This is a genomic window from Macrococcus equi, assembly GCF_047426745.1.
GTDB classification, from domain to species: Bacteria; Bacillota; Bacilli; order Staphylococcales; family Staphylococcaceae; genus Macrococcoides; species Macrococcoides equi.
In genome coordinates, this window is sequence record NZ_CP179732.1 from 1,216,620 (window position 1) to 1,242,018 (window position 25,399).

General features: G+C 37.1%; 30 protein-coding genes and 1 riboswitch. Of the genes, 26 read left to right on the forward strand and 4 right to left on the reverse strand.

What is annotated here, in order from left to right:
- Positions 1 to 4: 4 nt before the first annotated feature.
- The 16 genes from glyA to fabZ all read left to right on the forward strand — a co-directional run bounded on the left by glyA (position 5) and on the right by fabZ (position 12,683).
- Entirely contained in the window at positions 5 to 1,240 is a 1,236-nt protein-coding gene (gene glyA, locus ACMGE6_RS06270; protein WP_414053172.1) for a serine hydroxymethyltransferase, read from the forward strand.
- Between the two features lie 26 nt (positions 1,241 to 1,266).
- Positions 1,267 to 1,896: a uracil phosphoribosyltransferase gene (upp, locus tag ACMGE6_RS06275; protein WP_414053173.1), complete on the forward strand. Its 630-nt coding sequence runs from the start codon at positions 1,267 to 1,269 to the stop codon at positions 1,894 to 1,896.
- Between the two features lie 17 nt (positions 1,897 to 1,913).
- The gene (gene wecB / locus ACMGE6_RS06280; RefSeq protein ID WP_414053174.1) at positions 1,914 to 3,059 is read left to right on the forward strand and encodes a non-hydrolyzing UDP-N-acetylglucosamine 2-epimerase; all 1,146 of its coding nucleotides are present in this window, start codon (positions 1,914 to 1,916) and stop codon (positions 3,057 to 3,059) included.
- Between the two features lie 179 nt (positions 3,060 to 3,238).
- Positions 3,239 to 3,592: an ATP synthase subunit I gene (locus ACMGE6_RS06285; RefSeq protein WP_414045674.1), complete on the forward strand. Its 354-nt coding sequence runs from the start codon at positions 3,239 to 3,241 to the stop codon at positions 3,590 to 3,592.
- 23 nt (positions 3,593 to 3,615) lie between these two features.
- The gene (atpB, locus tag ACMGE6_RS06290) at positions 3,616 to 4,341 is read left to right on the forward strand and encodes a F0F1 ATP synthase subunit A (RefSeq protein ID WP_414045675.1); all 726 of its coding nucleotides are present in this window, start codon (positions 3,616 to 3,618) and stop codon (positions 4,339 to 4,341) included.
- Positions 4,342 to 4,389: 48 nt separating this feature from the next.
- Positions 4,390 to 4,602 (forward strand): F0F1 ATP synthase subunit C, encoded by a 213-nt coding sequence (gene atpE / locus ACMGE6_RS06295; protein ID WP_414045676.1) that lies wholly within the window; start codon positions 4,390 to 4,392, stop codon positions 4,600 to 4,602.
- 65 nt (positions 4,603 to 4,667) lie between these two features.
- A complete protein-coding gene (locus tag ACMGE6_RS06300; protein WP_414045677.1) occupies positions 4,668 to 5,207 on the forward strand; it encodes a F0F1 ATP synthase subunit B in 540 nt (179 codons plus the stop codon).
- On the forward strand, positions 5,207 to 5,740 hold the full coding sequence (gene atpH / locus ACMGE6_RS06305) for an ATP synthase F1 subunit delta (RefSeq protein ID WP_414053175.1): 534 nt from the start codon (positions 5,207 to 5,209) through the stop codon (positions 5,738 to 5,740). Before ACMGE6_RS06300 ends, atpH begins: the two co-directional genes overlap by 1 nt.
- A gap of 23 nt (positions 5,741 to 5,763) precedes the next feature.
- Entirely contained in the window at positions 5,764 to 7,275 is a 1,512-nt protein-coding gene (atpA, locus tag ACMGE6_RS06310) for a F0F1 ATP synthase subunit alpha (RefSeq protein ID WP_414053176.1), read from the forward strand.
- A 35-nt stretch (positions 7,276 to 7,310) separates the two neighbouring features.
- Positions 7,311 to 8,177 (forward strand): ATP synthase F1 subunit gamma, encoded by an 867-nt coding sequence (atpG, locus tag ACMGE6_RS06315; RefSeq protein WP_414045680.1) that lies wholly within the window; start codon positions 7,311 to 7,313, stop codon positions 8,175 to 8,177.
- Positions 8,178 to 8,195: 18 nt separating this feature from the next.
- A complete protein-coding gene (gene atpD, locus ACMGE6_RS06320) occupies positions 8,196 to 9,611 on the forward strand; it encodes a F0F1 ATP synthase subunit beta (protein WP_414045681.1) in 1,416 nt (471 codons plus the stop codon).
- Positions 9,612 to 9,628: 17 nt separating this feature from the next.
- Positions 9,629 to 10,039, forward strand: a complete 411-nt coding sequence (locus ACMGE6_RS06325) for a F0F1 ATP synthase subunit epsilon (protein ID WP_414053177.1) — start codon at positions 9,629 to 9,631, stop codon at positions 10,037 to 10,039.
- Positions 10,040 to 10,412: 373 nt separating this feature from the next.
- Entirely contained in the window at positions 10,413 to 10,598 is a 186-nt protein-coding gene (locus ACMGE6_RS06330) for a DUF1146 family protein (RefSeq protein ID WP_414054839.1), read from the forward strand.
- A 115-nt stretch (positions 10,599 to 10,713) separates the two neighbouring features.
- The gene (murA, locus tag ACMGE6_RS06335; protein ID WP_414053178.1) at positions 10,714 to 12,003 is read left to right on the forward strand and encodes a UDP-N-acetylglucosamine 1-carboxyvinyltransferase; all 1,290 of its coding nucleotides are present in this window, start codon (positions 10,714 to 10,716) and stop codon (positions 12,001 to 12,003) included.
- A gap of 18 nt (positions 12,004 to 12,021) precedes the next feature.
- The gene (locus ACMGE6_RS06340) at positions 12,022 to 12,246 is read left to right on the forward strand and encodes a DNA-directed RNA polymerase subunit beta (RefSeq protein ID WP_414045684.1); all 225 of its coding nucleotides are present in this window, start codon (positions 12,022 to 12,024) and stop codon (positions 12,244 to 12,246) included.
- A complete protein-coding gene (gene fabZ, locus ACMGE6_RS06345) occupies positions 12,246 to 12,683 on the forward strand; it encodes a 3-hydroxyacyl-ACP dehydratase FabZ (RefSeq protein ID WP_414053179.1) in 438 nt (145 codons plus the stop codon). Before ACMGE6_RS06340 ends, fabZ begins: the two co-directional genes overlap by 1 nt.
- Before the next feature lie 45 nt (positions 12,684 to 12,728).
- Here the strand turns inward: fabZ and ACMGE6_RS06350 are convergent, their stop codons facing one another.
- Positions 12,729 to 13,169, reverse strand: coding sequence for a YwpF-like family protein (locus ACMGE6_RS06350; protein WP_414053180.1), 441 nt, complete (start codon positions 13,167 to 13,169; stop codon positions 12,729 to 12,731).
- A gap of 206 nt (positions 13,170 to 13,375) precedes the next feature.
- Here ACMGE6_RS06350 and ACMGE6_RS06355 point away from each other — a divergent pair, with 206 nt between their 5' ends.
- The 8 genes from ACMGE6_RS06355 (at position 13,376) to yidC (ending at position 20,027) form a co-directional block, all read left to right on the forward strand.
- Positions 13,376 to 14,062 (forward strand): single-stranded DNA-binding protein, encoded by a 687-nt coding sequence (locus ACMGE6_RS06355; RefSeq protein ID WP_414053181.1) that lies wholly within the window; start codon positions 13,376 to 13,378, stop codon positions 14,060 to 14,062.
- A 230-nt stretch (positions 14,063 to 14,292) separates the two neighbouring features.
- Positions 14,293 to 15,090, forward strand: a complete 798-nt coding sequence (locus ACMGE6_RS06360) for a LysM peptidoglycan-binding domain-containing protein (protein ID WP_414053182.1) — start codon at positions 14,293 to 14,295, stop codon at positions 15,088 to 15,090.
- Positions 15,091 to 15,284: 194 nt separating this feature from the next.
- Positions 15,285 to 15,833 (forward strand): transglycosylase family protein, encoded by a 549-nt coding sequence (locus ACMGE6_RS06365; RefSeq protein ID WP_414053183.1) that lies wholly within the window; start codon positions 15,285 to 15,287, stop codon positions 15,831 to 15,833.
- Between the two features lie 182 nt (positions 15,834 to 16,015).
- A riboswitch (TPP riboswitch) is annotated at positions 16,016 to 16,113 on the forward strand.
- Between the two features lie 86 nt (positions 16,114 to 16,199).
- Positions 16,200 to 16,874: a thiaminase II gene (tenA, locus tag ACMGE6_RS06370; RefSeq protein ID WP_414053184.1), complete on the forward strand. Its 675-nt coding sequence runs from the start codon at positions 16,200 to 16,202 to the stop codon at positions 16,872 to 16,874.
- 1 nt (position 16,875) lies between these two features.
- Entirely contained in the window at positions 16,876 to 17,670 is a 795-nt protein-coding gene (gene thiD / locus ACMGE6_RS06375; RefSeq protein WP_414053185.1) for a bifunctional hydroxymethylpyrimidine kinase/phosphomethylpyrimidine kinase, read from the forward strand.
- Positions 17,663 to 18,442 carry a hydroxyethylthiazole kinase gene (gene thiM / locus ACMGE6_RS06380; RefSeq protein WP_414045692.1) on the forward strand — a complete coding sequence of 260 codons (780 nt, stop codon included), beginning with the start codon at positions 17,663 to 17,665 and terminating at the stop codon, positions 18,440 to 18,442. The genes thiD and thiM overlap by 8 nt, the downstream gene beginning before the upstream one ends.
- 3 nt (positions 18,443 to 18,445) lie before the next feature.
- Complete coding sequence (thiE, locus tag ACMGE6_RS06385; RefSeq protein WP_414053186.1) at positions 18,446 to 19,087, forward strand: thiamine phosphate synthase; 642 nt, start codon at positions 18,446 to 18,448, stop codon at positions 19,085 to 19,087.
- A 79-nt stretch (positions 19,088 to 19,166) separates the two neighbouring features.
- A complete protein-coding gene (gene yidC / locus ACMGE6_RS06390) occupies positions 19,167 to 20,027 on the forward strand; it encodes a membrane protein insertase YidC (RefSeq protein ID WP_414047197.1) in 861 nt (286 codons plus the stop codon).
- Between the two features lie 60 nt (positions 20,028 to 20,087).
- Here the strand turns inward: yidC and ACMGE6_RS06395 are convergent, their stop codons facing one another.
- The gene (locus ACMGE6_RS06395; RefSeq protein WP_414053187.1) at positions 20,088 to 20,717 is read right to left on the reverse strand and encodes an HD domain-containing protein; all 630 of its coding nucleotides are present in this window, start codon (positions 20,715 to 20,717) and stop codon (positions 20,088 to 20,090) included.
- Positions 20,718 to 21,048: 331 nt separating this feature from the next.
- Positions 21,049 to 22,518, reverse strand: coding sequence for a cardiolipin synthase (cls, locus tag ACMGE6_RS06400; protein ID WP_414054840.1), 1,470 nt, complete (start codon positions 22,516 to 22,518; stop codon positions 21,049 to 21,051).
- A 211-nt stretch (positions 22,519 to 22,729) separates the two neighbouring features.
- Here cls and ACMGE6_RS06405 point away from each other — a divergent pair, with 211 nt between their 5' ends.
- Complete coding sequence (locus ACMGE6_RS06405) at positions 22,730 to 22,864, forward strand: Lmo0850 family protein (RefSeq protein WP_165958643.1); 135 nt, start codon at positions 22,730 to 22,732, stop codon at positions 22,862 to 22,864.
- 80 nt (positions 22,865 to 22,944) lie between these two features.
- On the opposite strand, the gene ACMGE6_RS06410 is transcribed toward ACMGE6_RS06405, so the two are convergent.
- Positions 22,945 to 24,153, reverse strand: coding sequence for an FtsW/RodA/SpoVE family cell cycle protein (locus ACMGE6_RS06410; protein ID WP_414053188.1), 1,209 nt, complete (start codon positions 24,151 to 24,153; stop codon positions 22,945 to 22,947).
- A 171-nt stretch (positions 24,154 to 24,324) separates the two neighbouring features.
- Here ACMGE6_RS06410 and ACMGE6_RS06415 point away from each other — a divergent pair, with 171 nt between their 5' ends.
- Positions 24,325 to 25,395 (forward strand): D-alanine--D-alanine ligase, encoded by a 1,071-nt coding sequence (locus tag ACMGE6_RS06415; RefSeq protein ID WP_414053189.1) that lies wholly within the window; start codon positions 24,325 to 24,327, stop codon positions 25,393 to 25,395.
- The last annotated feature ends 4 nt before the right edge of the window (positions 25,396 to 25,399 follow it).

Consider the following 25,399-nt stretch of genomic DNA (forward strand, 5'->3'; position numbering starts at 1 on the left):
TGTAATGAACGAAATTAAAGCACAAGATAATGTATTATTTGAAGCAATGCGTAAAGAATTGGATCGTCAAAATAATAATATCGAGTTAATCGCTTCTGAAAACTTTGTTTCAAAAGCTGTTATGGAAGCACAAGGTTCAGTACTAACGAATAAATACGCTGAAGGTTATCCACACAAACGTTATTATGGCGGTTGTGAGTTTGTGGACATCGTAGAAGATTTGGCGCGTGACCGAGCTAAAGAATTATTTGGCGCTGAGCATGCCAATGTTCAACCCCATTCAGGAAGTCAGGCGAATATGGCTGTCTATCGTGTGGCATTAGAGCCTGGTGATACAGTACTTGGAATGAATTTAAGTCACGGTGGTCATTTAACGCATGGCTCTCACGTGAATTTTAGTGGGATTGACTATAACTTTGTGGGTTATGAAGTTTCTAAAGAGACTGAAACGATTGATTATGATAATGTACGCGAACTTGCGCTTGAACATAAGCCGAAGCTAATCGTTGCGGGTGCTTCTGCATATTCTCGTGAAATTGATTTTAAAGCGTTCAGAAAAATTGCTGATGAAGTTGATGCGTTGTTCATGGTAGATATGGCCCATATCGCCGGATTAGTAGCGACAGGATTACACGAAAACCCGGTACCGTATGCCGATTTTGTGACGACAACAACACACAAAACATTACGTGGACCTCGTGGTGGTATGATTTTATGTAAGGAAGCATACGCCAAAGCAATTGATAAAGCAATTTTCCCTGGTATTCAAGGTGGACCGTTAATGCATGTCATTGCTGCTAAAGCAGTAGCATTTGGTGAGGCATTGCAACCTGAATTTAAGGAATATCAGTTACAAGTCATTAAAAATGCGAAAGAGTTATCTTCAACATTATCAGAGCGCGGACTACGTATCGTCAGCGAGGGTACTGATAATCATGTGTTCAGTGTAGATGTAACACCGATGGACTTAACAGGTAAAGTTGCCGAACATGCATTAGATGCTGTAGGTATTACGACAAATAAAAATACAATTCCCTTTGATACAGCAAGTCCATTTGTAACAAGTGGTATTCGTATTGGAACACCAGCGGTTACAACACGTGGATTAAAAGAAGAAGAAATGAAGTTGATTGGTAATATCATCGCCGATGTATTAGCCAATCATGAAGATGAAAAAGTTTTACAGGAAGCTAGAGAAAAAGTGAAATCTATCACTGATAAATTTCCTTTATATAAATAAATTTATTAGAGTCTGGAGTGTTTATTGTGGCGAAAGTCCATGTTTTTGATCATCCATTAATTCAGCACAAATTAAGTTATATTCGTGATGAAAAGACAGGTACGAAAGAATTTCGTGAACTTGTTGATGAAGTAGGTATGTTAATGGCGTATGAAGTTACCAGAGATTTAGAGTTAGATGATGTAACGGTGAAGACACCTGTAACAGAAATGACAGCAAAACGTCTTTCAGGTAAGAAGATGGCCGTAGTACCAATATTACGTGCAGGTCTTGGTATGACGGATGGTGTATTAAAGCTTATCCCTGCAGCACGTGTAGGTCATATCGGTCTATATCGTGATCCGGAGACGTTACAACCGGTTGAATATTTTGCGAAGTTACCACAAGATATTGAAGAGCGTGATTTTATTGTAGTCGATCCAATGCTTGCAACGGGTGGAAGTGCGATTGAAGCGATTAATTCACTTAAGAAACGTGGTGCAACAAAAATTCGTTTTATGTGCTTGATTGCAGCGCCTGAAGGTGTGAAATTATTGCAGGAAGCGCATCCTGATGTAGATATCTATATTGCAGCGTTAGATGAAAAATTAAATGATCATGGCTACATTGTTCCTGGTTTAGGAGATGCCGGCGATAGATTGTTTGGTACAAAATAATATATTAGGAGATTATCATGAAAAAAATTATGACGATATTTGGTACAAGACCTGAAGCTATTAAAATGGCGCCGCTTGTACTTGCTTTAAAAGAAGATCCGGAATTAGAACCGATTGTAGTAGTAACAGCACAACACAGAGAAATGTTAGATCAAGTTTTAACAATCTTTAATATTAAACCAGATTATGATTTAAATATCATGAAAGCTGGTCAAACATTATCTGAAGTTACCAGTCGTGTTGTAATGGGATTAGAAGCCGTTATTAAAGAAGCTGAGCCAGATATGATTTTAATTCATGGTGATACAACGACAACATTCGCTGGAAGTTTAGCTGCATTCTATAACGAAGTAGCAATCGGCCATGTTGAAGCAGGTCTACGTACTTTCCAGAAATATTCACCATTCCCTGAAGAAATGAATCGTCAGATGACAGGTGTATTAGCGGATATTCATTTTGCACCGACTGAAGAAGCGGCTCAAAATCTACTAAATGAAAACAAACCAGCAGATAAAATCGCTATCACAGGTAATACTGCAATCGATGCTTTGAAGACAACAGTAAAGTCTGATTATGTTTCAGAAATCTTAAATAAAGCTGACGGCAGAAAAGTGATTCTGCTTACTGCTCACCGTCGTGAAAATATCGGTCAACCGATGCACAACATCTTTAGTGCGATTCGCCGTATCGTTGACGAGTTTGATGATGTTGAAGTTGTGTATCCGATGCATAAAAATCCGAAAGTTAGAGAAATCGCAGGGGAGCATCTGGCTAATCATGAACGTATCCAGTTGATTGAACCACTTGATGTGATTGATTTCCATAACTTCGCATCACGCAGTCACTTCATCTTAACTGATTCAGGAGGCGTACAGGAAGAAGCACCATCACTTGGGAAACCGGTATTGGTACTACGTGATACGACTGAAAGACCAGAAGGTGTGAAAGCTGGAACATTAAAGCTTGCAGGTATTGAAGAAGAAAATATCTACGCATTAACAAAAACATTGTTAACAGATGAAGCAACATACCAAAGTATGTCAAAAGCAAGTAATCCATATGGTGATGGAGAAACTTCTAAGAGAATTTGTGAGCATATTAAACATTATTTTGACTTGACAGCCGAAAAACCGGCACCATTTAAAGTTGAAGCATCAAAATAATTTCATATACCCGTTCTGAAAAAAATAAACACAATTATGTGTCTAAAATGTGAACATTCCGTGAAGTTTATGTTTCTAATATTCTGACATAGCATTGACACTTAATTTTGCCTATATTATCATAAATGAGGAATGAAACGGTTTTCATTCGATGAAAACTTTTCTAAGGAGTTTCTGCAATGTCAGAATTTCGAGTTTTTTTTAAGCGGTATTTGCAGTATTTTTTATATCTAATTCTAATTTTTGTCATAATCGGCGCAGTCACTCATAATGATTTTGTGTTAGGATTAGTTATTGGTACAATAGCGTCTGCTATTAGTACTTTCGTATGGTATCACTACTTATCGCGTGCGATGAAAAGTGATGCATTGTACATCTCAAGTGGTATGGGGATCCGCTTTTTAATAGCGGTCATGGCATGCCTCTTCTGGGTGAGGTATCCTGATACATTTAATTTATTAGGTATCGCACTTGGCCTGATGCTCACCTATGTAATGATTATCATTCATGGCGTGAACAGTTTGAAAAAATAATACATATAGGAAGAGGTGAAGGAATGGGACACGAATCACCCCTCTATACATTGAAACTCGCGGGACATGATATTATTTTCAATCTGTCTTCAATGTTGATGATTACTGTAGCAGCGGTTATCGTATTTTTAATTGCGATACTTTTCACACGCAATTTGAGTGTACGTCCGCACGGTAAACAAAACTTCATTGAATGGGTTTTCGATTTTACTAGAGGCATTATTAACAGTAATATGGCGTGGAACAAAGGTGGGCGTTTTCATTTTCTGGCAGTAACATTGTTATTATTCATTTTTGTTGCGAATATGCTGGGATTACCATTTGCAATTGTAAGTGGTCACACATTATGGTGGAAATCACCGACTGCTGATCCAACTGTCACATTAACACTTTCAACGCTAATGGTACTATTAACACATTTCTATGGTATCAAGATGCGTGGCGCTGGAAATTACTTTAAGAGTTTTGCTCAACCGGTATGGTTTATGGTACCGTTCAAGATTATTGAAGAATTTTCATCTACTTTAACACTTGGTCTGCGACTTTACGGTAACATCTTCGCAGGTGAAGTACTACTTGGACTACTCGCTGGTCTTTTAACAACATTTGGTGCACTTGGTGCCATCGGTGGATTTATTCCATTAGTAATCTGGCAAGGTTTCTCAATTTTCGTAGGATCAATTCAGGCCTACATTTTCGTTATGTTATCAATGGTTTATATGTCACATAAAGTGTCAGATGACCATTAATATAAAAAATTAAAAAAACTATCATATTTCTTTAGGAGGAAATTATTAATGAATTTATTAGCAGCAGCAATCGCAATCGGTTTAGCAGCATTAGGAGCAGGTATTGGTAACGGTTTAATCGTATCTCGTACAGTTGAAGGTGTAGCACGTCAACCAGAAGCACGTGGTCCATTAATGACTATCATGTTCATCGGTGTAGGTTTAGTTGAGGCCCTTCCTATCATCGCGGTAGTAGTATCATTCATGGTAATGAACCGTTAATTTAAAATAAACTCGTTAAGGCGAAGTCACTATGATTTCGCCATTCATTTATGAATATAACTGCGATGAAAGGAGCGTTAATCTTGAATTTCTTAATTTTAGGCGAAACAGCACACGCCGCGCATGGCGTTGAATGGGGTACAGCGATATTTACTCTTTTCGCATTCATAGTTTTATTAGCTTTACTAAGTAAATTCGCTTGGGGTCCATTAAAAAACATCATGGACGAGCGTCAGCAAGGCATTAATGCTGACCTTGATAATGCAAGAAAGCAAAATGAAGATGCAAAGCGTTACGCTGATGAAAATAAAGCGTTACTGACTAAAACACAACAAGAAGTATCTATCATGATTGAAGATGCAAAAACACAAGCGAAGACACAACAAGAAGAGATTATCCACGAAGCAAACGTGCGTGCCAACAAAATTGTTAGCGATGCACAAGTTGAAATCGAAAATGAAAAACAACGTGCAATTGCAGACATCAACGACCGCGTTGCTGAATTATCTGTATTAATCGCACAAAAAGTTCTTAATAAAGAAATCAATGAACAAGATCAAAAGCAACTTGTTCAACAATTTATTCAAGAGGCAGGCGATAAATAATGGCCAATGTCTTAAATAAATACGCAGAGAGTTTGTTAGAAGTAGCAAAGGGGCAAGGTGTTGAGCATAGCGTATATGCTGATTTACTTGAAATTAAAAAAGCTGTAGCAAAAGATGCTGCATTTACTGCTTTTGCAGATAATCCAAAAGTATCTCACGAATCTCGTAAAGCCTTCGTGGCAGAAACGTTTAAAGGCGTGGATACGCCGCTTAAAAACTTATTGAACATCTTAGCAGATCGCAAACAATTAGGATACCTTCCTGGTATCGCTGATGCTTATGTTACATACTATAACGCAGCGAACGAACAGGCAAAGATGAAAGTAGAGTCAGTCTATGCTTTATCTACTGAAGAATTAGATGCACTGGGTAAAGTGTTCATCGAAAAAACAGGATATAAAAAATTATTAATTGAAAATATTATTAATGAATCATTAATCGGAGGCATTCGTGCGACGATTGGAACGACAGTTTATGATGGTTCAGTTATAAATGAATTAAATCAATTAAGTAAGTCGTTTCAAAAACAATAATTTCTTATTAAGGAGTGACATCAATGGCCATCAAAGCTGAAGAAATCAGTGCGTTACTAAAATCACAGATTGCAAACTATGAGTCTGGTATGACAGTAACGGATGTAGGTACTGTAATTCAAGTCGGTGACGGTATCGCATTAGTACATGGCTTAAACAACGTTATGGCAGGGGAACTTGTTGAGTTTCATAACGGTGTTTTAGGTCTAGCACAAAATTTAGAAGAAAATAACGTAGGTGTCGTAATCTTAGGACCTTACTTAGATATTAAAGAAGGCGACGAAGTTAAACGTACAGGTCGTATCATGGAAGTTCCAGTTGGCGAAGAGCTAATCGGACGTGTTGTTAACCCATTAGGGCAACCGATTGATGGACGTGGACCACTTAACACAACTAAAACGCGTCCAATCGAATCACCAGCAACTGGTGTTATGGATCGTAAATCAGTTGATGAGCCACTACAAACAGGTATCAAAGCGATTGATGCATTAGTACCAATCGGACGTGGACAACGTGAGTTAATCATCGGTGACCGTCAAACTGGTAAAACAACTGTTGCAATCGATACAATCCTAAACCAAAAAGATGAAGATATGATTTGTGTATACGTAGCAATCGGACAAAAAGAATCAACAGTGCGTACAGCTGTAGAAACTTTACGTCAACACGGTGCTTTAGATTACACTATCGTCGTATCAGCATCTGCATCACAACCAGCTCCATTATTATACATCGCACCATACGCGGGTGTAGCAATGGCAGAAGAATTCATGTTCAATGGTAAACACGTATTAATCGTATATGATGATTTAACAAAACAAGCAGCAGCTTACCGTGAGTTATCATTATTATTACGTCGTCCGCCAGGTCGTGAAGCTTATCCTGGGGATGTCTTCTATCTTCACAGCCGTCTTTTAGAACGTGCAGCTAAATTAAATGATGATTTAGGTGGCGGTTCTATTACAGCTTTACCATTCGTTGAAACTCAAGCAGGGGATATCTCAGCTTACGTTCCAACAAACGTAATTTCGATTACAGATGGACAAATCTTCTTACAATCAGATTTATTCTTCTCTGGTGTACGTCCTGCGATCAACGCCGGATTATCTGTATCTCGTGTAGGTGGTTCTGCACAAATTAAAGCGATGAAAAAAGTTGCGGGTACGTTACGTCTTGACTTAGCGTCATACCGTGAATTAGAATCATTTGCTCAATTCGGTTCAGATTTAGACCCACAAACTAAAGCAAAATTAGAGCGTGGTAAACGTACGGTTGAAGTTTTAAAACAAGATCAAAATAAACCTTTAACAGTTGATAAACAAGTTACGATTCTTTATGCATTAACAAAAGGTCACTTAGATGATATTCCTGTTGAAGATATTACACGTTTTGAAGATGAGCTATTAGCATGGGTTGGTTTAAATGCACCGCATATTTACCAGGAAATCCGTGAAACTAAAGGCTTACCAGCTGATGAAACATTCGTTGAAGCATTCAATGCATTCAAGAAAGTCTTCAGAAAATCAGAAGTATAATCTTTAAAGGAAATTAATCAGAAGGTGGTGACAAAATGGCTTCTCTTAGAGACATAAAAGGCCGCATTAATTCGACGAAGAAAACAAGTCAAATTACTAAAGCGATGCACATGGTATCTAACTCTAAATTACGTCGTGCAGAAGAAAATGCTAAAAGCTTTTATCCTTATATGAATAAAATGCAGGAAGCAATCATTGCAATTGGCGGGAGCAATTCAGAGTCTAACCACCCAATGTTGCAAACACGTCCAGTTAAGAAGACGGGTTACTTAGTAATTACATGTGATAAAGGTCTTGCGGGTCCTTACAATGCAAACATTTTAAAAAGTGTTACAGCTCAAATTAAAGAACGTCATAATAACAATCCTGCTGAGTATGGTATTTTAGTTATTGGTCGTGTTGGACGTGATTTCTTACGTTCACGTGGCTATAACGTTGAAGGTGAAATTATCGGACTTTCTGATCAACCATCATTCAAATCGATTAAAGAAATCAGCCAAAAAGCTGTATCTCGTTTTGAATCAGGAGATTACGATGAACTTTATATGCATTTTAGTCATTTCATTAGTGTCCTTGAACAAGAAGTACAAGAACGCAAAATTTTACCAATTTCTAAAGATGAGGTATCTGGTGAATCTTCATTATCTAACTATGAATTCGAACCAGATCAGGATGCCATTTTAGAAGTTATTCTTCCACAATACGCGGAAAGTTTAATCTATGGTGCCATTTTAGATGGTAAAGCAAGTGAACATGCTTCACGTATGACTGCAATGAAAAATGCAACTGATAATGCAAAAGAATTAATTGATGACTTATCATTACAATATAACCGTGCGAGACAAGCAGCGATCACACAACAAATCACTGAGATTGTTGGTGGAGCAGCAGCACTAGAATAAACTTTGGGAGGAATAAACATGGCAGTAGGTCACGTAATCCAAGTTATGGGTCCTGTAATTGACGTTAAGTTCGAAAACGGTCAATTACCAGCATTAAACAATGCCTTAACTTTAGATATTAAACGTGAAGAAGGTAAATCTACGAAGTTAACGTTAGAAGTTGCCCTTCATTTAGGTGATGATGCAGTACGTACAATCGCTATGAGTTCTACTGATGGCGTGCAACGTGGTGCAGAAGTAACTGACACAGGTTCACCGATTTCTGTACCAGTTGGAGATGCTACATTAGGTCGCGTATTCAACGTATTAGGAGAAAAAATCGATTTAGCTGAAGAATTAGATGCGTCAGTACGTCGTGATCCAATTCACCGTTTAGCACCTAAGTTTGAAGAATTATCAACTAAAGTTGAAATTTTAGAAACAGGTATTAAAGTAGTAGACTTATTAGCACCTTACATTAAAGGTGGTAAAATCGGATTATTCGGTGGTGCCGGTGTAGGTAAAACGGTATTAATCCAGGAATTAATTAACAATATCGCACAAGAGCACGGTGGTATTTCAGTATTCGCAGGTGTTGGTGAAAGAACACGTGAAGGTAATGACTTATTCCACGAAATGAGTGACTCAGGCGTTATCAAGAAAACAGCAATGGTATTTGGTCAAATGAACGAGCCACCTGGTGCACGTATGCGTGTAGCTTTATCTGGTTTAACAATGGCTGAATACTTCCGTGATGAGCAAGGACAAGACGTTCTTTTATTCATCGATAACATTTTCCGTTTCACACAAGCAGGTTCAGAGGTTTCAGCCCTTTTAGGTCGTATGCCATCTGCCGTTGGTTACCAACCAACACTTGCAACTGAAATGGGTCAATTACAAGAGCGTATCACATCTACAAACGTTGGATCAGTTACATCTATCCAAGCGGTATTCGTACCAGCCGATGACTATACTGACCCGGCGCCAGCAACAGCCTTTGCTCACTTAGATGCAACAACAAACTTAGAGCGTAAATTAACAGAAATGGGTATCTACCCAGCCGTTGACCCGTTAGCGTCTACATCTCGTGCATTAACACCAGCAGTTGTTGGAGAAGAGCACTATGAAGTAGCACGTCGCGTTCAGGCAACTTTACAAAAATATCGTGAGTTACAAGATATTATCGCCATCTTAGGTATGGACGAATTATCTGATGATGATAAAAAGACTGTTAACCGTGCACGTCGTATTCAGTTCTTCTTATCTCAAAACTTCCACGTAGCTGAGCAGTTTACAGGTCAAAAAGGTTCTTACGTACCAGTTGCACAAACTGTACAAGACTTTAAAGCTATCTTAGATGGTAAATACGACCACATTCCTGAAGATGCATTCCGTTTAGTAGGTGGCATTGAAGCAGTGTTAGAACAAGCTAAAGGTATGGGTGTAGAAGTTTAATTCAGGAGGATGGAACTATGAATAAAATCGCATTAGATATCGTCACTCCTAACGGTTCAGTTTACTCAGAACAAAATGCTGAGTTAGTTGTACTACAAACTGAATCAGGTGAAATGGGTGTGATGGCAGGTCATATTCCTACTGTTGCACCACTAAAAATTGGGGCCGTACGTGTAACACGTTCAGGTAACGATAAAGACTTTGTTGCTGTAACTGAAGGATTCGCTGAAATTCGTCCGGAAAAAGTTACAGTATTAGTTCAGGCAGCTGAACAAGCGTCTGAAATTGATGTGGAAAGAGCGAAAGCTTCGTTATTACGTGCAGAAGAACGTTTTAAAGAAGAACAAGCAGCACATGTTGATTTCCATCGTGCAGAACGTGCATTACATCGTGCATTGAACCGATTAGAAGTCGCAAAATATCGATAAGAGGCTGTAAAAGAAGCGTTTAGCTACAAGCAATAAGGATTTCAAAGCGTTAAATCGCTCTTTGATTTTAGCTTTGAAAACTTATTGTTGCAGTAGCTGCTTCTTTTACGCCGTTTAAAAAAGAGGCTGTCGACAAAGCGCTTAGACGCATGCAAACTGGAAGAAATCCCAAGAAATCGCTTTTTGATTTCGAGGGGGATTTCTGAAGTTTGACGAGCGTCTGCTTAGGAGACGCCATTTAAGAGAGGCTGTCGACAAAGCACTTTCTCACAGCCAATTAAACGCATAAATTAAAAGTACACAGTTCAACTGTGTACTTTTTTTATAGAGGTGAAACATGAATATTTTTGCTTTTACTTATCTTTTCTTATACATGGCTATTACTGCAATCAGCTTTAAAAGTTTACAGGCACTACGTTTGGATCATTGGTTTAAGGCCAATAGAACAACAGATATACAAATACTGCTAATGTTCTTTAGCATGGCACTAAGCTACTTAGTCACTAACTTTATTGTAGACCTCATCAAACAGACTAATATGATAATGGTTTTATTTTAAATGAGTTTATTCATAAAAATATATACATTTGTTACTTTCACGGAATTTTCATTAACTGTTCATAGATGTTTTAGTATAAAATAGATGTATAGTTATGTTAATTTTGGAGGTAAAGATGGATACGATAGTCGTAAAAGGTGGCGCTAAGTTAAAGGGTCATGTCAAAGTGGAAGGTGCAAAAAATGCGGTATTACCGATACTTACAGCGTCAATATTAGCTGAAGAAGGTAAAAGTGTATTCACAAATGTACCGAATTTATCAGATGTTGATACAATTTCAGCCGTTTTAGAAGGCTTAAATGCAAAAGTATATAATAAGTTGGATGTAAATACTGTTGAAGTAGATGCGAGTGGAGAATTACTAACACATGCTGCTTATGAGTATGTAAGTAAAATGCGCGCAAGTGTGCTTGTGCTCGGTCCGTTATTAGCACGCTTTGGAAATGCGGAAGTTGCTATGCCAGGTGGATGTGCTATTGGTTCTCGTCCGATTGAACAACATTTAAAAGGACTACGTGCATTAGGCGCTGAAATTACTCAGACAAATGGTTATTTAGTGGGTAAGGTAAATGGTCGATTAAAAGGTGCACAAATTTATTTTGATTTCCCGAGTGTAGGAGCAACCCAAAATATTATGATGGCAGCTACTTTAGCTGAAGGTAAAACGGTGATAGATAATGTTGCCAGAGAACCTGAAATTGTTGATTTAGCTAATTACTTAAATAAAATGGGTGCAGACGTTCAAGGTGCAGGAACAGATCGTATTGTAATTCATGGTGTGGAGAAGCTTCACGGTGCAACACATGAAATTGTGCCTGATAGAATTGTTGCGGGAACATTTTTAGTGGCAACAGCAATTACACAAGGAGATGTATATGTTGAAGGTGCGATATATGAACATATGCAGGCATTGATTGCGAAGCTTGAAGAGACAGGATGTACGGTCGAGGTTGATGCAAAAGGGATTCGATTATATGTTAATCAGCCACTGAAAGAGGTTGATGTAAAAACATTACCACATCCAGGATTCCCGACAGATATGCAGGCACAGATGATGGCATTAATGCTTGTATTACCGAAAGAAAGTTCAATGCATGAAACAGTATTTGAGAATCGTTTTATGCATGTTGCTGAGTTTAACAAGATGAATGCACAAATTACAGTAGATAAGCGTATTGCCCGTGTTACTGCAAGTAAACTTCAAGGTGCAGAAGTAAAGGCGACTGATTTACGATCTGCAGCAGCTTTAATATTAGCTGGCCTTGTTGCTGAAGGTTATACGAAAGTTACAGAATTGTACCATCTTGATAGAGGATATGTTGATTTCCATACGAAATTACGCACTTTAGGTGCTGATATTGAGCGTACTGGTGATAAGAAAGCGCATTTACAAGTTCACAATTAAGCCTAAGAGGTGATGAACATGAAAAAGATTAATCTTGATGAGAAAGTCAGTGTGATTAATGGCACTGAAGTCATTCATAGACGTGTACCTATTTTACTGACAGTATTCATTGTACTTGTCTTAATGGTGATTTTATTTGTAGTAGGTATGATGATTGGTTATGGAATTTTACATTCACCGATTGATATTTTTAAACCATCGACATGGACACATTTATTTAAACTGACAGGGAGTGAAGTTTGATGGAAACTATTTTGACATTTGATGAAATAAAAAAGATTATTCCTCATCGTTATCCATTTTTATTAATCGACAGAATCACTGAACTTGAAGAAGGAAAAAAGTGTACAGGAATTAAACAGGTCAGTGGCAATGAGCCATTCTTTCAAGGACACTTCCCTGAGTATGCAGTAATGCCAGGGGTACTTATCGTCGAAGCACTTGCACAAGTCGGTGCTGTTGCGATGCTTAAGCTTGAAGAGAACCAGGGAAAACTTGCTATGTTTACAGGAATTGATAAATGTAGATTTAAAAAACAAGTGACACCTGGAGATACGTTAGTATTATCCGTTGAAATGACGCGTGTTAAAGGGCCGATAGGTAAAGGGTTAGCAACAGCTACCGTGAATGGTGAAATCGCTTGTAGCTGTGAAATTAGCTTTGCAATTTTAGAAAAATAATTAAAAATATAAGGACAATCGATTGTATTCGATTGTCCTTATATTTTATTCTTCATCTTCCACTTCATCTTTAAGTTTCGGTTTAGATTTCATCATACGGTTAAATGCAATAATCAGCTCTTGTCCACTTAATCCATCTGCAACGAGTTGCTCAAGGAGTTTCTCTGCGTAAACTTGACGCAAAGTGTAAATATGACATTCGATAATGACTGATATTTTATCTTTTAATGGGACTATTTTTTTTACAGTTGATTCGAAAAGGGCCGGATCATTAGAGGGACGCGTAATAACGACACGCGTATCAAGGATCGTTTCATGATCTAAATAATACTGCATTTTTTCGATATGTATATCGTCGATTACAATTTCCAGTAACCATCCCGTACCACTGTTCTCTTTATTAATAATTACGCCATCGAATAATTCATACTCAGTAACAGATTCGTTTTCAACAATTTGAAATCTTACGGCTTTAAACGTTTTCATGTATATCCCTCCATTATCTATTATAATCCAGACATAAATTTTTTCAAAATATAAAATTATCTCTTTTTTCTTCAAAAACATTCATTTATTAATGAACATTTTTTGATTTTTCATTTTCTGAGTCAATAGGCTAACAGAATTTAAATTGCTGCATTTTTGCAACAGTTTGTTTTTGTAATATAGTGCTATTGAAAGGAGGTGAAACATTGATAAACAAAGTCATATTAGCTGGAAGAATTTCGAGTGATATTGATTTAAAAGAGTTTTCGGATAACCTGAAAATCTCCTCTTTCTTTCTGGCAGTCGATCGTGGTAAGAAAAAGAATGCTAAAGAAAGTACCGTTGATTTCTTAAGATGTAAAGCGTTCAATCGAACGGCTACAAATATTCATTCTTTCTGTCGTAAAGGCTCTTTAGTTTGTTTGACAGGGCAAATTCATAATAATCGTTATGAAAAAGATGGAGAGACAAAATATGCAGTAGAAATCATTATTGAAAGTATTAAGTTTCTGCCTGGTCTAAGTAACGGTAAAGAAAAATCACCAGATGAAAAATGGGATGAGCTTTCTTACGAGGAGAAACTGATTGTTATTAATGATTACAGGTCACGAAAAAAAATGCAGGACAATGAAAATAAAGATATTGAAACAGAAGAAGTGCCGGAGCCTTCGAGTAAGACGTCGGCTAATTATAACCAGCGATGGTCGAAAGAATTAAATAAAGAAGAAAAAATACCTGAAGAATTTAAAGAACAAGCTGAAGAGATTGTACAGCAATTCAGCGGAGAGTCATCAGAAAAAAGTGGTGACAGTCAATCAACTGATGAAGATAGTACATCACAGGAAGAGCCTGTTCAAAAAGATGAAATAACGGATAAGAGTTTACCCTTTTAACTAATTCAACTTTCATTACTCACACACCCCACCTCCCATTACACCTCCCTAAAACCCGATAAACACTCGTGCCGGAGTGGTTATCGGGTTTTTGTATGAACTTGAGATATCTCTGTAATATATTTGTAATTAAAGGAAGTTACTTATCACACGGTTGTAACCAAAGAAATATTAAATCGTGATAAAGTTATTTTAATGATAAATGAGATTAATCGGGGGACACATATATAATGAAAAAATTAGCAGCATTGTCATCAGTGGCAATCTTAGCAACAGCGTTTGCTACAACTCAAGTAGATGCAAAAGAACATACAGTAGCACCAGGAGAATCTTTATGGGTGATTGCTGATAAATACGATACAACAATTCAAAAGATCAAAAAAATTAATCACTTAGAATCGAACTTAATTGTACCAAATCAAAAATTAGAAGTATTAGTGAATGGTAAGTATGAAGTAAAAGCAGGGGATACTTTAACTAAAATCGCTAAAAAATTAGATATTAAAGTTTCTGTATTAAAGAAATTAAATAATATTAAAACTTCAAAAGCACTAAAACCAGGTCAGTTATTAATCGTTGAAAAAAATGAAGTGAAAAAAATAGTTAAAACAGTTCCACAAAAAGCAGTAAAAGCAGCACCAGTAACACAAACACCAGTGTCTAAAACTACACCGGTTGCTAAATCAGTACCAGTGACTAAAACTGCACCTGCAACAGCTACAAAGCCAGCAGTTCAACAAGCACCAGTTCAACAAGCTAAGCAAGCACCAGTACAACAAACAGCAGCTCCAGCTGGTAACTCATCAGTTGATGCGCATTTACGAATGATCATGCAACGTGAATCTGGTGGTAATCCAAGAGCGGTTAACCCTGCTGGATATTACGGCTTATTCCAATTCTCACCTCAAACATGGGCAGCTGTAGGTGGAACAGGTAATCCTGCACAAGCTTCTGAAGCAGAACAATGGAAACGTGCACGAATGTTATATACACAATATGGTGCGCAACACTGGTCAACAGCATACTAAAATTTTAGCAGAACAACTTGTTCTGCTTTTTTTAATGCACAAAATAAAATATAAATTTACTAAAATCGCTAAAATGTAACCGATATGTAATAAAGCACGATTTCTTTTATATAAGCTGTAACCTAAGCTCTCGATAATTCTGCTATAGTTATGAATAAGTAGCACGTTATATTAAATCCTGGAGGATACAAATCATGAAAAAGATATTAAGTGTAACAGCAACTATCGCATTAACGACGACATTGGCAGTATCTACAGCAGATGCAGCATCATACCGAGTGAAATCTGGAGATTCATTATGGTCAATTGCAAACAAATATGGTACGACGATTGCGGCAATTAAATCTGCGAATGGTTTATATTCTAATTTAATTCACCCAAATCAAGTATTAAAGATTAATGGTAGGTCGAGTGTAGTATATAAAAACACATCATATAAATACTCGACATATAAAGCACCTGTAAGTAAAACAGCTTATACAAAAGCTAAAACCAAACAAACAACTGTTAACCGTGGATTGAACTGGGCAGCACTTGCAAGATGTGAATCAGGTGGTAATCCTTCAATCAATACAGGTAATGGTTATTACGGCATGTATCAATTTGATTTACAAACATGGCGTGGTGTAGGTGGATATGGATATCCACATCAGGCATCTGCTGCTGAACAGACAAAACGTGCGCAAATTCTTTATAACATGCGTGGCGCTCAACCGTGGCCGGTTTGTGGTAGAAACCTATAAGAGGCTATCGAACTTGCGTTCAGTCGCAAGTAAACTGGAGAAAATCCACAAGAAATCGTTTTTTTGATTTTGAAGGAATTGTTGAAGTTTATCGAGCGACTGCAAGAGAGATGCCATTTCCAATAGAGGCTATCGAACTTGCGTTCAATATTACTTTACGCTACACTGAACTTAATTACATATATTACTACTAGGGGTGCCGTATGGCTGAGATGACTTTGTCAAACTCTTTTGACCTGATCTGGATAATACCAGCGTAGGAAAGTAGTTAAGTTCCTTTATTATTTTTTATTCTATTTAATATTGGTATTTAGCCTATTTCCTATTTGGAGATAGGCTTTTTATTATTTTACAGGAGGTAATTTAATGTTTACAGCACAGTTAAAGCAGGAAGTAGAGCCGATTATTGAAGCAATTTATGAGGACGGATTTATCCAGGGAATGATTCGTGGTGATTTAAGTAAGGAAGCTGTCATCCATTACTTAAAAGCAGATCACCTATATTTAAATGAGTTTGCTAAAATATATAGTTTGCTAATTCCAAAGCTTGATGATAAAGAAGGTATAAAATTTTTACTTGAGCAAATTGATTTTGTAATGAATGGTGAAGTCACAGCACATTACACGTTAGCTGATTATGCACAGGTTGATTATAAAGAGATTATTAAAGATGGTGAGTGGTATCCATCAAGCGATCATTATATTAAGCATATGTATTTTAATGCGTATCGTTATAGTGATGCAGCATTCACAATTTGTGCCATGGCACCTTGTCCATATGTTTATCAGCAACTGGCTTTAAAGATGAAAGAGCGTCATGATTTTACAGGAAATCCTTTTAAGGACTGGGTCGATTTTTACGCGGTAGAAATGAAACCGTTAATGGAGCATCTTGATGGCTGGGTGGATGCTTTTGCCAACACGGCAAGTGAGGCTGAGCGTGATATTTTAGCGAAGAACTTTAAAGAGAGTTGTATTCATGAAAAACGTTTCTTTGATATGGCCTTTACACAACAAACTTGGGAAAGCGTGGTAGTTTAATATGAAGACAGCATTATCAATAGCAGGAACTGATCCGACAGGCGGCGCGGGTACAACGGTTGATTTGAAGGTTTTTCAGTCGCGTGGTGTGTACGGTATGAGTGTGGTAACGAGTATTGTTGCGCAAAATACGTTAGGTGTACAAAATGTTTTCAATCAGCCGGTGGAGGTTATCGCTGCTCAACTTGAGAGTGTATATAGCGATATTGTGCCAGATGCTGTGAAAACAGGGATGCTTGCAACGAGTGACGTGATGGATGTCGTACGTCCGTATATCTTAAAACATGATATCCCGTATGTCATTGATCCGGTAATGGTTGCTAAAAGTGGCGATGCATTACTCGATGAACTGGGAAGAAGCGCAGTGCGTACTAAGTTATTAGATATCGCAACAGTCGTTACACCTAACATTCCTGAACTTGAAGAGATTGTTCAGATGAAAGTGGCAACGATGGATGATATTAAGCGTGCCGGTAAAATTTTTATTAATGAAATCGGTGCTCAAAGTGTACTGATTAAAGGTGGTCATTTAAAAGGTGATGCGACCGATTATTTATTTACACGTGATGAGTTTGTTGTACTAAAAGGTGATCGTTACGATACTAAACATACACATGGGACTGGATGTACGTATTCTGCAGTAATTACTGCAGAGCTCGCTAAAGGAAAATCGATTGTGGATGCTGTGCAACTTGCTAAAAGGTATATGGATTTAGCAATTAAACATACACCTGAACTTGGGCACGGGCAGGGTCCGGTGAATCACTTTAAATACCAGGAGGTTTACAATGCTTAATCAACTAAGAAAAGATAATCCTTTAATTATCTGTATTACAAATGATGTCGTTAAAAATTTTACTGCAAATGGATTACTAGCAATAGGTGCTAGTCCAGCGATGGCGACTGAAAAGCTTGAGATGGAAGAGTTTTTAAGACATGCTGGGGCATTACTAATTAATATCGGTTCGATTGAAGCGGGTGATATTGATAATATGATGTCAGCGGCAAAATTTGCAAATCAGCATGATGTACCGATTGTATTAGATCCAGTTGCATGCGGAGCTTCAAAGTTTCGTAAAGATTTCTGTCTGAAATTACTTGGTACATATGACGTAGCAGTCATCCGTGGGAATGCCTCAGAACTTCAGGCATTGATTGGTGATGCCAGTATGAAAGGAACAGATGCTGATACGAGCCTATCTACTGAAACAGTGGCACGTAACGCCAATAAGCAATTTGGTTGTGCAATCGTTGTAACCGGCAAGACAGATGCAATTTGTGTAGATGGTAAAGTGAGCTTGATAGATAACGGTAGTGAATTACTGACAAAAGTTACCGGTGGTGGATGTTTATTAGGGGCAGTTGTAGCAAGTTTCATATATAATGAAACTAAACCAACGTTAGAAGTATTAACTGAAGCGCTGACGACGTATACAGTAGCGTCAGAGTTTGCTGAAAAGTCTCCTAACGGTACTTTGCCTGGACATTTTGCTGTACATTTAATTGACCAGTTATACTCAATACAGGAAAGTGATGTGGCAGAGAATAGACTTGTGAAAGAAGTGTAGCTTATGTTTGATAGAAAATCATTACGTGTTTATTTTATTGCAGGAACACAGGATACAGTAGATGGCGACCTGGAACGCGTGCTAAAGGAAGCACTGGATGCAGGTATTACATTGTATCAATTTAGAGAAAAAGGTCCGACAGCTAAGCAGGGTGCAGAAAAAGAAGCACTTGCACGCCGTCTTCTTGCCATGTGTAAAGCTAAGAATGTGCCGTTTATTGTCAATGATGACACAGCACTTGCACACAAGATTGATGCAGACGGCATACATCTCGGACAGGATGATGCCAAGATAGAAGATATTATTAACGATTTTAGCGATAAGATTATTGGACTATCAGTGGGTAATTTTGCTGAATATGATCAGTCAGATTTAACACATGTTGATTATATTGGTGTGGGTCCTGTCTATGAAACAAGTAGTAAGAGTGATGCGAAAAAGCCGGGTGGTGTTGAACTGATTCGCAAAATGCGTTTATATGATGAAGAGATACCGATTGTCGCGATCGGTGGTATCACACCATTAAACTGTGAAATGATTATTGATGCTGGTGCAGATGGTATTTCAACTATCTCTTCAATTACGCGTAGCAATAATATTGAGCAAGTTGTGACAGATTACTTAAAATATTATACAGATAAATAAAAATATATGGTTTTTGTTTATGAATATCACTTTTTGTGATAAAATAACCTCTATGTGAATAATATTATGAGGTGAAAGAATGAAGAAAAAGGCGATATGGCCGTTAATCATTGCAATTGCATTATTTTTATCAGGCTGTGACTATTCAAAGGAAAAGAACCGTACAGGATTTTTCTATGATACATTTGTACATCCGCTAGATCAGTTAATCCATTGGTTAGGTTCACACATGGGACATAACTACGGGCTTGCGATTATTGCGATTACGCTAATCGTACGTTTAGCATTATTCCCATTTATGATGCGTACATATAAAAATCAATATGTGATGAAAGAGAAAATGGCTTTAATCAAGCCACAAATGACTGAAATTCAGGAACGTGTAAAACGTGCACGTACTCAGGAAGAAAAGATGGCGGCCAATCAGGAGATGATGGCACTTTACAAAGATAATGGTATCAATCCACTGAACATGGGATGCTTACCCTTACTTATCCAATTGCCAATCGTTACAGGATTATTCTACGTATTAAAATATCCAACTGAAGGCGGTATTACGCAATATCCGGACTTCTTATGGTTTAACTTAACAAAAGTCGATATTGCGATGACAGTAATCGCTGGTATCGTTTATGCGTTACAAGCATATGTTTCTATGCAAAACATTCCAGATGAGCAAAAGGCTCAAATGAGAATGATGATGTTCATTTCACCAATTATGATTGTTTGGATGTCTGCTATCTCACCTGCTGCATTACCATTATACTGGGCAGTCGGTGGTATTTTCTTAGTATTCCAAACTTGGTTAGGGAATAAGTTCTACAAGAAGAAAGTGCATGAAGAGATTGCACCATTAGTAGAAGCGCATGAACAAAATGAAGCGGCTAAGCAACCGAAAAATGTTCAGGTTGTTTCAAGTAAGAAGAAAAAACGTAAATAGTTTATATAAGTAAACGCACGCTATTATTGAGATATAGCGTGCGTTTTTTTTGTGTGGTAATTATTGCCATTCTTTCATGAATTGATTGATAAATGCTTTCATATAATCATTACGTTCTTGTGCCATCTGTTTTGCGCTTTCAGTATTCATCAGATCAATCAGTTTAAATAATTTCTCGTAAAAATGATTGATTGCAGTACTTGGTTCTCTGTAATTTGCAAGATCAGTGCGCACAGGAATAGACGGATCATACATCGCTTCACCGAACTTACCGGCAAACATAAATGTTCTTGCAATCCCTATTGCGCCCAGTGCATCTAATCGATCAGCGTCCTGAACAACTTTGCCTTCAAGAGATTTTAGTTTACCTGCATTCTTTCCGCCGTTAAAGCTCATATACTTAAGGATATGATTAATGGCATCCTGACTTTCCTGTGCTAAATGAATGCTTTCGTAAAATTCGTTGAGGCGTTGCCATGCGTGTGTACTATCAAATAACTTCTCATCAACGGTATCATGGAGCAGTGCGGCCATTTCGACAATAAACATATCAGCCTTTTCAAGTGCTGCGATGTGTAAAGCCATTTTTCTGACGCGTGCAATATGCGCAAAATCATGACCACTTGACTCCTCTTTGTGTATATCTTTCACAAACTTTTCCGTGATTTTAATAATATTTTGGCTATCCATGTGAAAAAAACTCCTTTTTTATGTTTACTTTTAATTAAAACTTGATATAATAATATTACGAATTATCAGAAAATTCTATAATTTAATTAAAGGGGATGTAAATCATGAACGGTACATATCATTTTGAATTAACAAAACAACAAAAGAAATTAGGATTTACATATTTATTAGTACATAGTGTATTTTTCTTAAATTTAGCAGCAGACTTTTTATTCTTACAATAATTACTGGAGAACAAACAAATGATTTCTGATACAAATAAAAACCGGACCAAACCAATAAATCATATGGATTTATAGTTTCGTTCGGTTTTTTGTATCTGTTTGGCTATTTAGAGAATAGGTGATAATAGTCTGGCGAAAGCTTCCTTCACTCGGATGAGCAGGACACGCTGATCATAAATTTCCTGAGTCAGCTGACTTGATACTTTGACGTCATCTTCAAATGTTTTTCTTAGTTTATAAGCAACGTCATGATCGTAGATAAAGGCATTGACCTCAAAGTTTAATTCAAAGCTTCTAAAATCCATATTCGCTGTCCCGACACTTGCGACTTCATCATCTATGACCATCATCTTCGTATGGATAAAACCATTCTCATAGATAAAAATATTACAACCAGCTTCAATCAATTCACCGACATTGGAATAAGTCGCCCAGTAGACAAAGGGATGGTCGGGTTTATTAGGAATCATAATATTGACTTCAACACCGGTCAGTGCTGCAATTTTTAGTGCATCCAGTAATGATGTATCCGGTATAAAGTAAGGCGACTGTATGAAGATAGATTCTTTAGCAGAAGTAATCATCTTCAAGTAACCAAATTTAATGTGCTGTTCACTTGAATCAGGACCACTGGATGAAATTTGGATGCCAATCTCACCCTTACTATCTACATCAGGAAAATACTTTTTGTCATAATGCATGAAGTTACGTGTTGACTGTGAATTCCAGTCCATCATAAAACGCAGTTGTAGGGCATTCACAGAGTCACCTTCAACGCGTAGATGTGTATCACGCCAGTAACCGAAACGTTTATCTAATCCTAAGTACTCATCACCCACATTAAAGCCACCGATATAACCAATCTTACCGTCTATGACAACAATTTTTCGGTGATTTCGATTATTCATCCTGAAGTTAATCAGCGGGAAATGAGAAGGGAAAAATGCCTCGACTTGTCCGCCTAGCTTTCTAAACGTCTTAAATCGCGATAAAGTTAAAGTACGGGAGCCGATGTCATCGTATAGCATCTTTACTTCTACACCTTCTTTAAGTTTTTCCATGAGTGCATCAAGTATTTCCTTTCCGATACCATCACGCTTAAAGATATAGTACTGAATATGTATATGATCGGTTGCATTTTTTATATCCTGCAATAAATTATCGAACTTTTTTCGCCCGTCGGTAAGAATTTCAACTGCATTATCTGTCGTAAGAAATGATGAATAGTTGTTTAAATTCATACGGATAATATCTTTATGTTTCATAATTTCGGGAGATTTTACCATTAAATCATTTGTATCTATTGCATGTATTTGTTCCTGCACAATTTGCTGAAGCCCTAGCTTATCTTCTTCATCTAATTTAAAGATACTCGACTGTTTGATTTGACGCCCAAACAATAAGTACAAGATGAAACCGATGATCGGAAGGAAAAATAATACCAGTAACCATGCCCAGGTAGAACCAGCCTGTCTGCGTTCTAAAAAGATCACGACAAATGCTAAGAATATATTAAATACAAATCCTACAAAAAACAGAATCGAAAACACTTGTGAATAATCGACATTATAGAACATTGACAAAGTTAGCCCCCTTTTTACTTAGCTTTATTATACATGAAGATGCATACAATTGATTCCTGATTGAATAAATTTAACGCTGTAAAAAATATTTACAAATAACGATGAATGTTCACAAAATCTTTACATAAATAAGTCCATGGACCTATAGATATCTTGTCAAATATCGGGTACACTAGTATTAACAAATTGATTAGGAGTGATCAAAATGAAACAGTCTCAAGAAAAAATGAAAAATGTAGTCACTCTGCTTTCTTCACTTGGTGTTAATATTTCAAAAACAAAATCACGACTTGAAGTTATGCGTACGTTACCACATGTAGCACCCGCAAAATTAAAATAATATACATATGCTAAGGACATTCTATGGGTGAGTGTCTTTTTTTGTTGTACAAAAATAAAAACGCCACTGAAGTGACGTTTTTATTTGATAGATTTATATTTTTTGATTTGTTCAGCATCGGAATGATAAAAAATTGATAATGCGATACCGATGCCACACATGAGTGCCCAAAGTGCACTCCCGCCATAACTAATGAAGGGTAGTGGGATACCTGTGATTGGAACGACTTGAATCGTCATACCGATGTTCTGGAAGACGTGGAAGATAATCATACTGATTAATCCAACCAGAAAATACGAAGCGAATGGATTATTCGATACTTGTGCCATACGAATGAGATGTGTAAATAATGCTAAAAATAATACGAGTACAACAACGGTACCAATAAAACCGAACTCCTCACCAATAACTGAAAAGATAAAATCCGTATGGTTTTCAGGAATATAGACCTCTCCGCCTTTAAAACCTTTTCCGAATAATCCACCTGATCCAATTGCTTTTAAAGACTCCATCAAATGAAAGCCTTCACCGTCACTATATTGAGCTGGGTTCAGCCAGGAATTAATTCGTCCTAACTGATAGGATTTAATACCAAGCACTTTATCGATTAACTCTGGTTTATAGATGATTGCTAAAATAAGTGATGCACCTATCACTGACAATCCGATTAAAAATGGTGCTAAGATGCGCCATGTGACACCGGACACGACTGTTATCCCTAAAATGATTGCAAGCAGCACAAGGGTAGTCCCTAAATCATTTTGTAAAAGAATTAAAATCATCGGAATGATGGATGTCAAACCGATCTTTAGCAGCAGCATGATATCTGTCTGAAATGATTTATAGTATGTAAAGCGATTGTGGTCATAAACAACCTTGCTCAACGCCAGGATGAGAATAATCTTCATAAATTCTGATGGCTGCAGACTCAGACGGCCAAAGAATACATACCAACTTTTTGCACCGTTAATGGTAGGTGTGAGTGATGATTCCGGTAGTATGAGTAATCCTAGTAAAGCAATATTTCCTATGCAATAAAGCAAAAAGACGAGCTGATTAATTCTTCTAGGTGTTACGAGCATGATTGAAAATACCAGTATAAATCCAAGTACATAGTAAAATACTTGTCGTTCAGCAAAGTTAGTACCATACTGCTGACCATCCATTGCAGAGGTGATTATCGTTAAACTTACGGTAAAGAAACATAATATGAGTATAATTAACCACCAATCGATCTTTTCAATCCATGGGCGTTTAAATTTACTTCTTGAAGTACTTGATTGAGCCATGGTCAAACTCCTAACCTTAAATAAATTATAGTCATTATTATACATAAATCTGTAAGAACATTATAGTTTAATTGTCTATTTTATGAAGGAAGTGCGACGATTCGATAAAAAACATGCATATCATAATATATCGTGATAGTATAATTATATTAATATTCTGGAGGAATTAAAATGACTAAACAAAATATATGTATCATCTATGGTGGAAAAAGTGCTGAGCACGAAGTATCTATTTTAACAGCACAATCTGTAATTAATGCAATGGATAAAGCAAAGTACGCTGTAGATACCATTTATATTACGAATGAAGGTGAGTGGATTAAAGGTCCAGCAATCACTGAGAGAATTGAAGATAGTGAGTCGTTAAGAGTTTCACGAAAGCAGGATGAATCAATCATGCATTTATTGACTGCTGCTACAAATGGTGAACGATATGATGCAATATTTCCGTTACTTCATGGACCAAACGGTGAAGACGGTACGATTCAGGGATTATTTGAAGTACTTGACTTACCATATGTGGGTAACGGCGTATTAGCAGCTGCAAGCTCGATGGATAAATTAGTCATGAAACAATTATTTGCGAACCGTGGCTTACCGCAATTACCGTACGTGAGCTTCCTGCGCAGTGAGTATGAAACATATAAACATAATATTTTAGAGTTAGTCGGAAACAAATTAGAGTATCCCGTTTTCGTAAAGCCTGCGAACTTAGGTTCATCAGTAGGTATTTCTAAATGTACGAATCGCGAAGAACTTATTCAGGGGATTGAAGAAGCATTACAGTTTGACCGCAAATTAGTTGTGGAACAAGGTGTAGTAGCACGTGAAATTGAAGTAGCCGTATTAGGTAACGATGCGCCTAAAACGACTTTACCAGGTGAAGTTGTAAAAGATGTAGATTTTTATGACTACAAATCAAAATATAAAGATGGAAAAGTACAGTTAGAAATCCCTGCTGATATTCCGTCTGAAATTCAGGAAACGATGCGTAATATGGCCGTTGAAGCATTTAAAGCGACTGATTGTTCAGGGCTCGTACGCGCAGACTTCTTCTTAACAGAAGATAATACGATCTATATCAATGAAACGAATGCGATGCCTGGATTCACTCAATTTAGTATGTATCCTTTATTATGGGAGAACATGGGTGTGAGTTATAGTGAATTAATTACAGAACTGATTGAGCTCGCGAAAGAAAGATATGAAGAAAAGAAAAAAATCAAATACAAAATGGACTGATTAA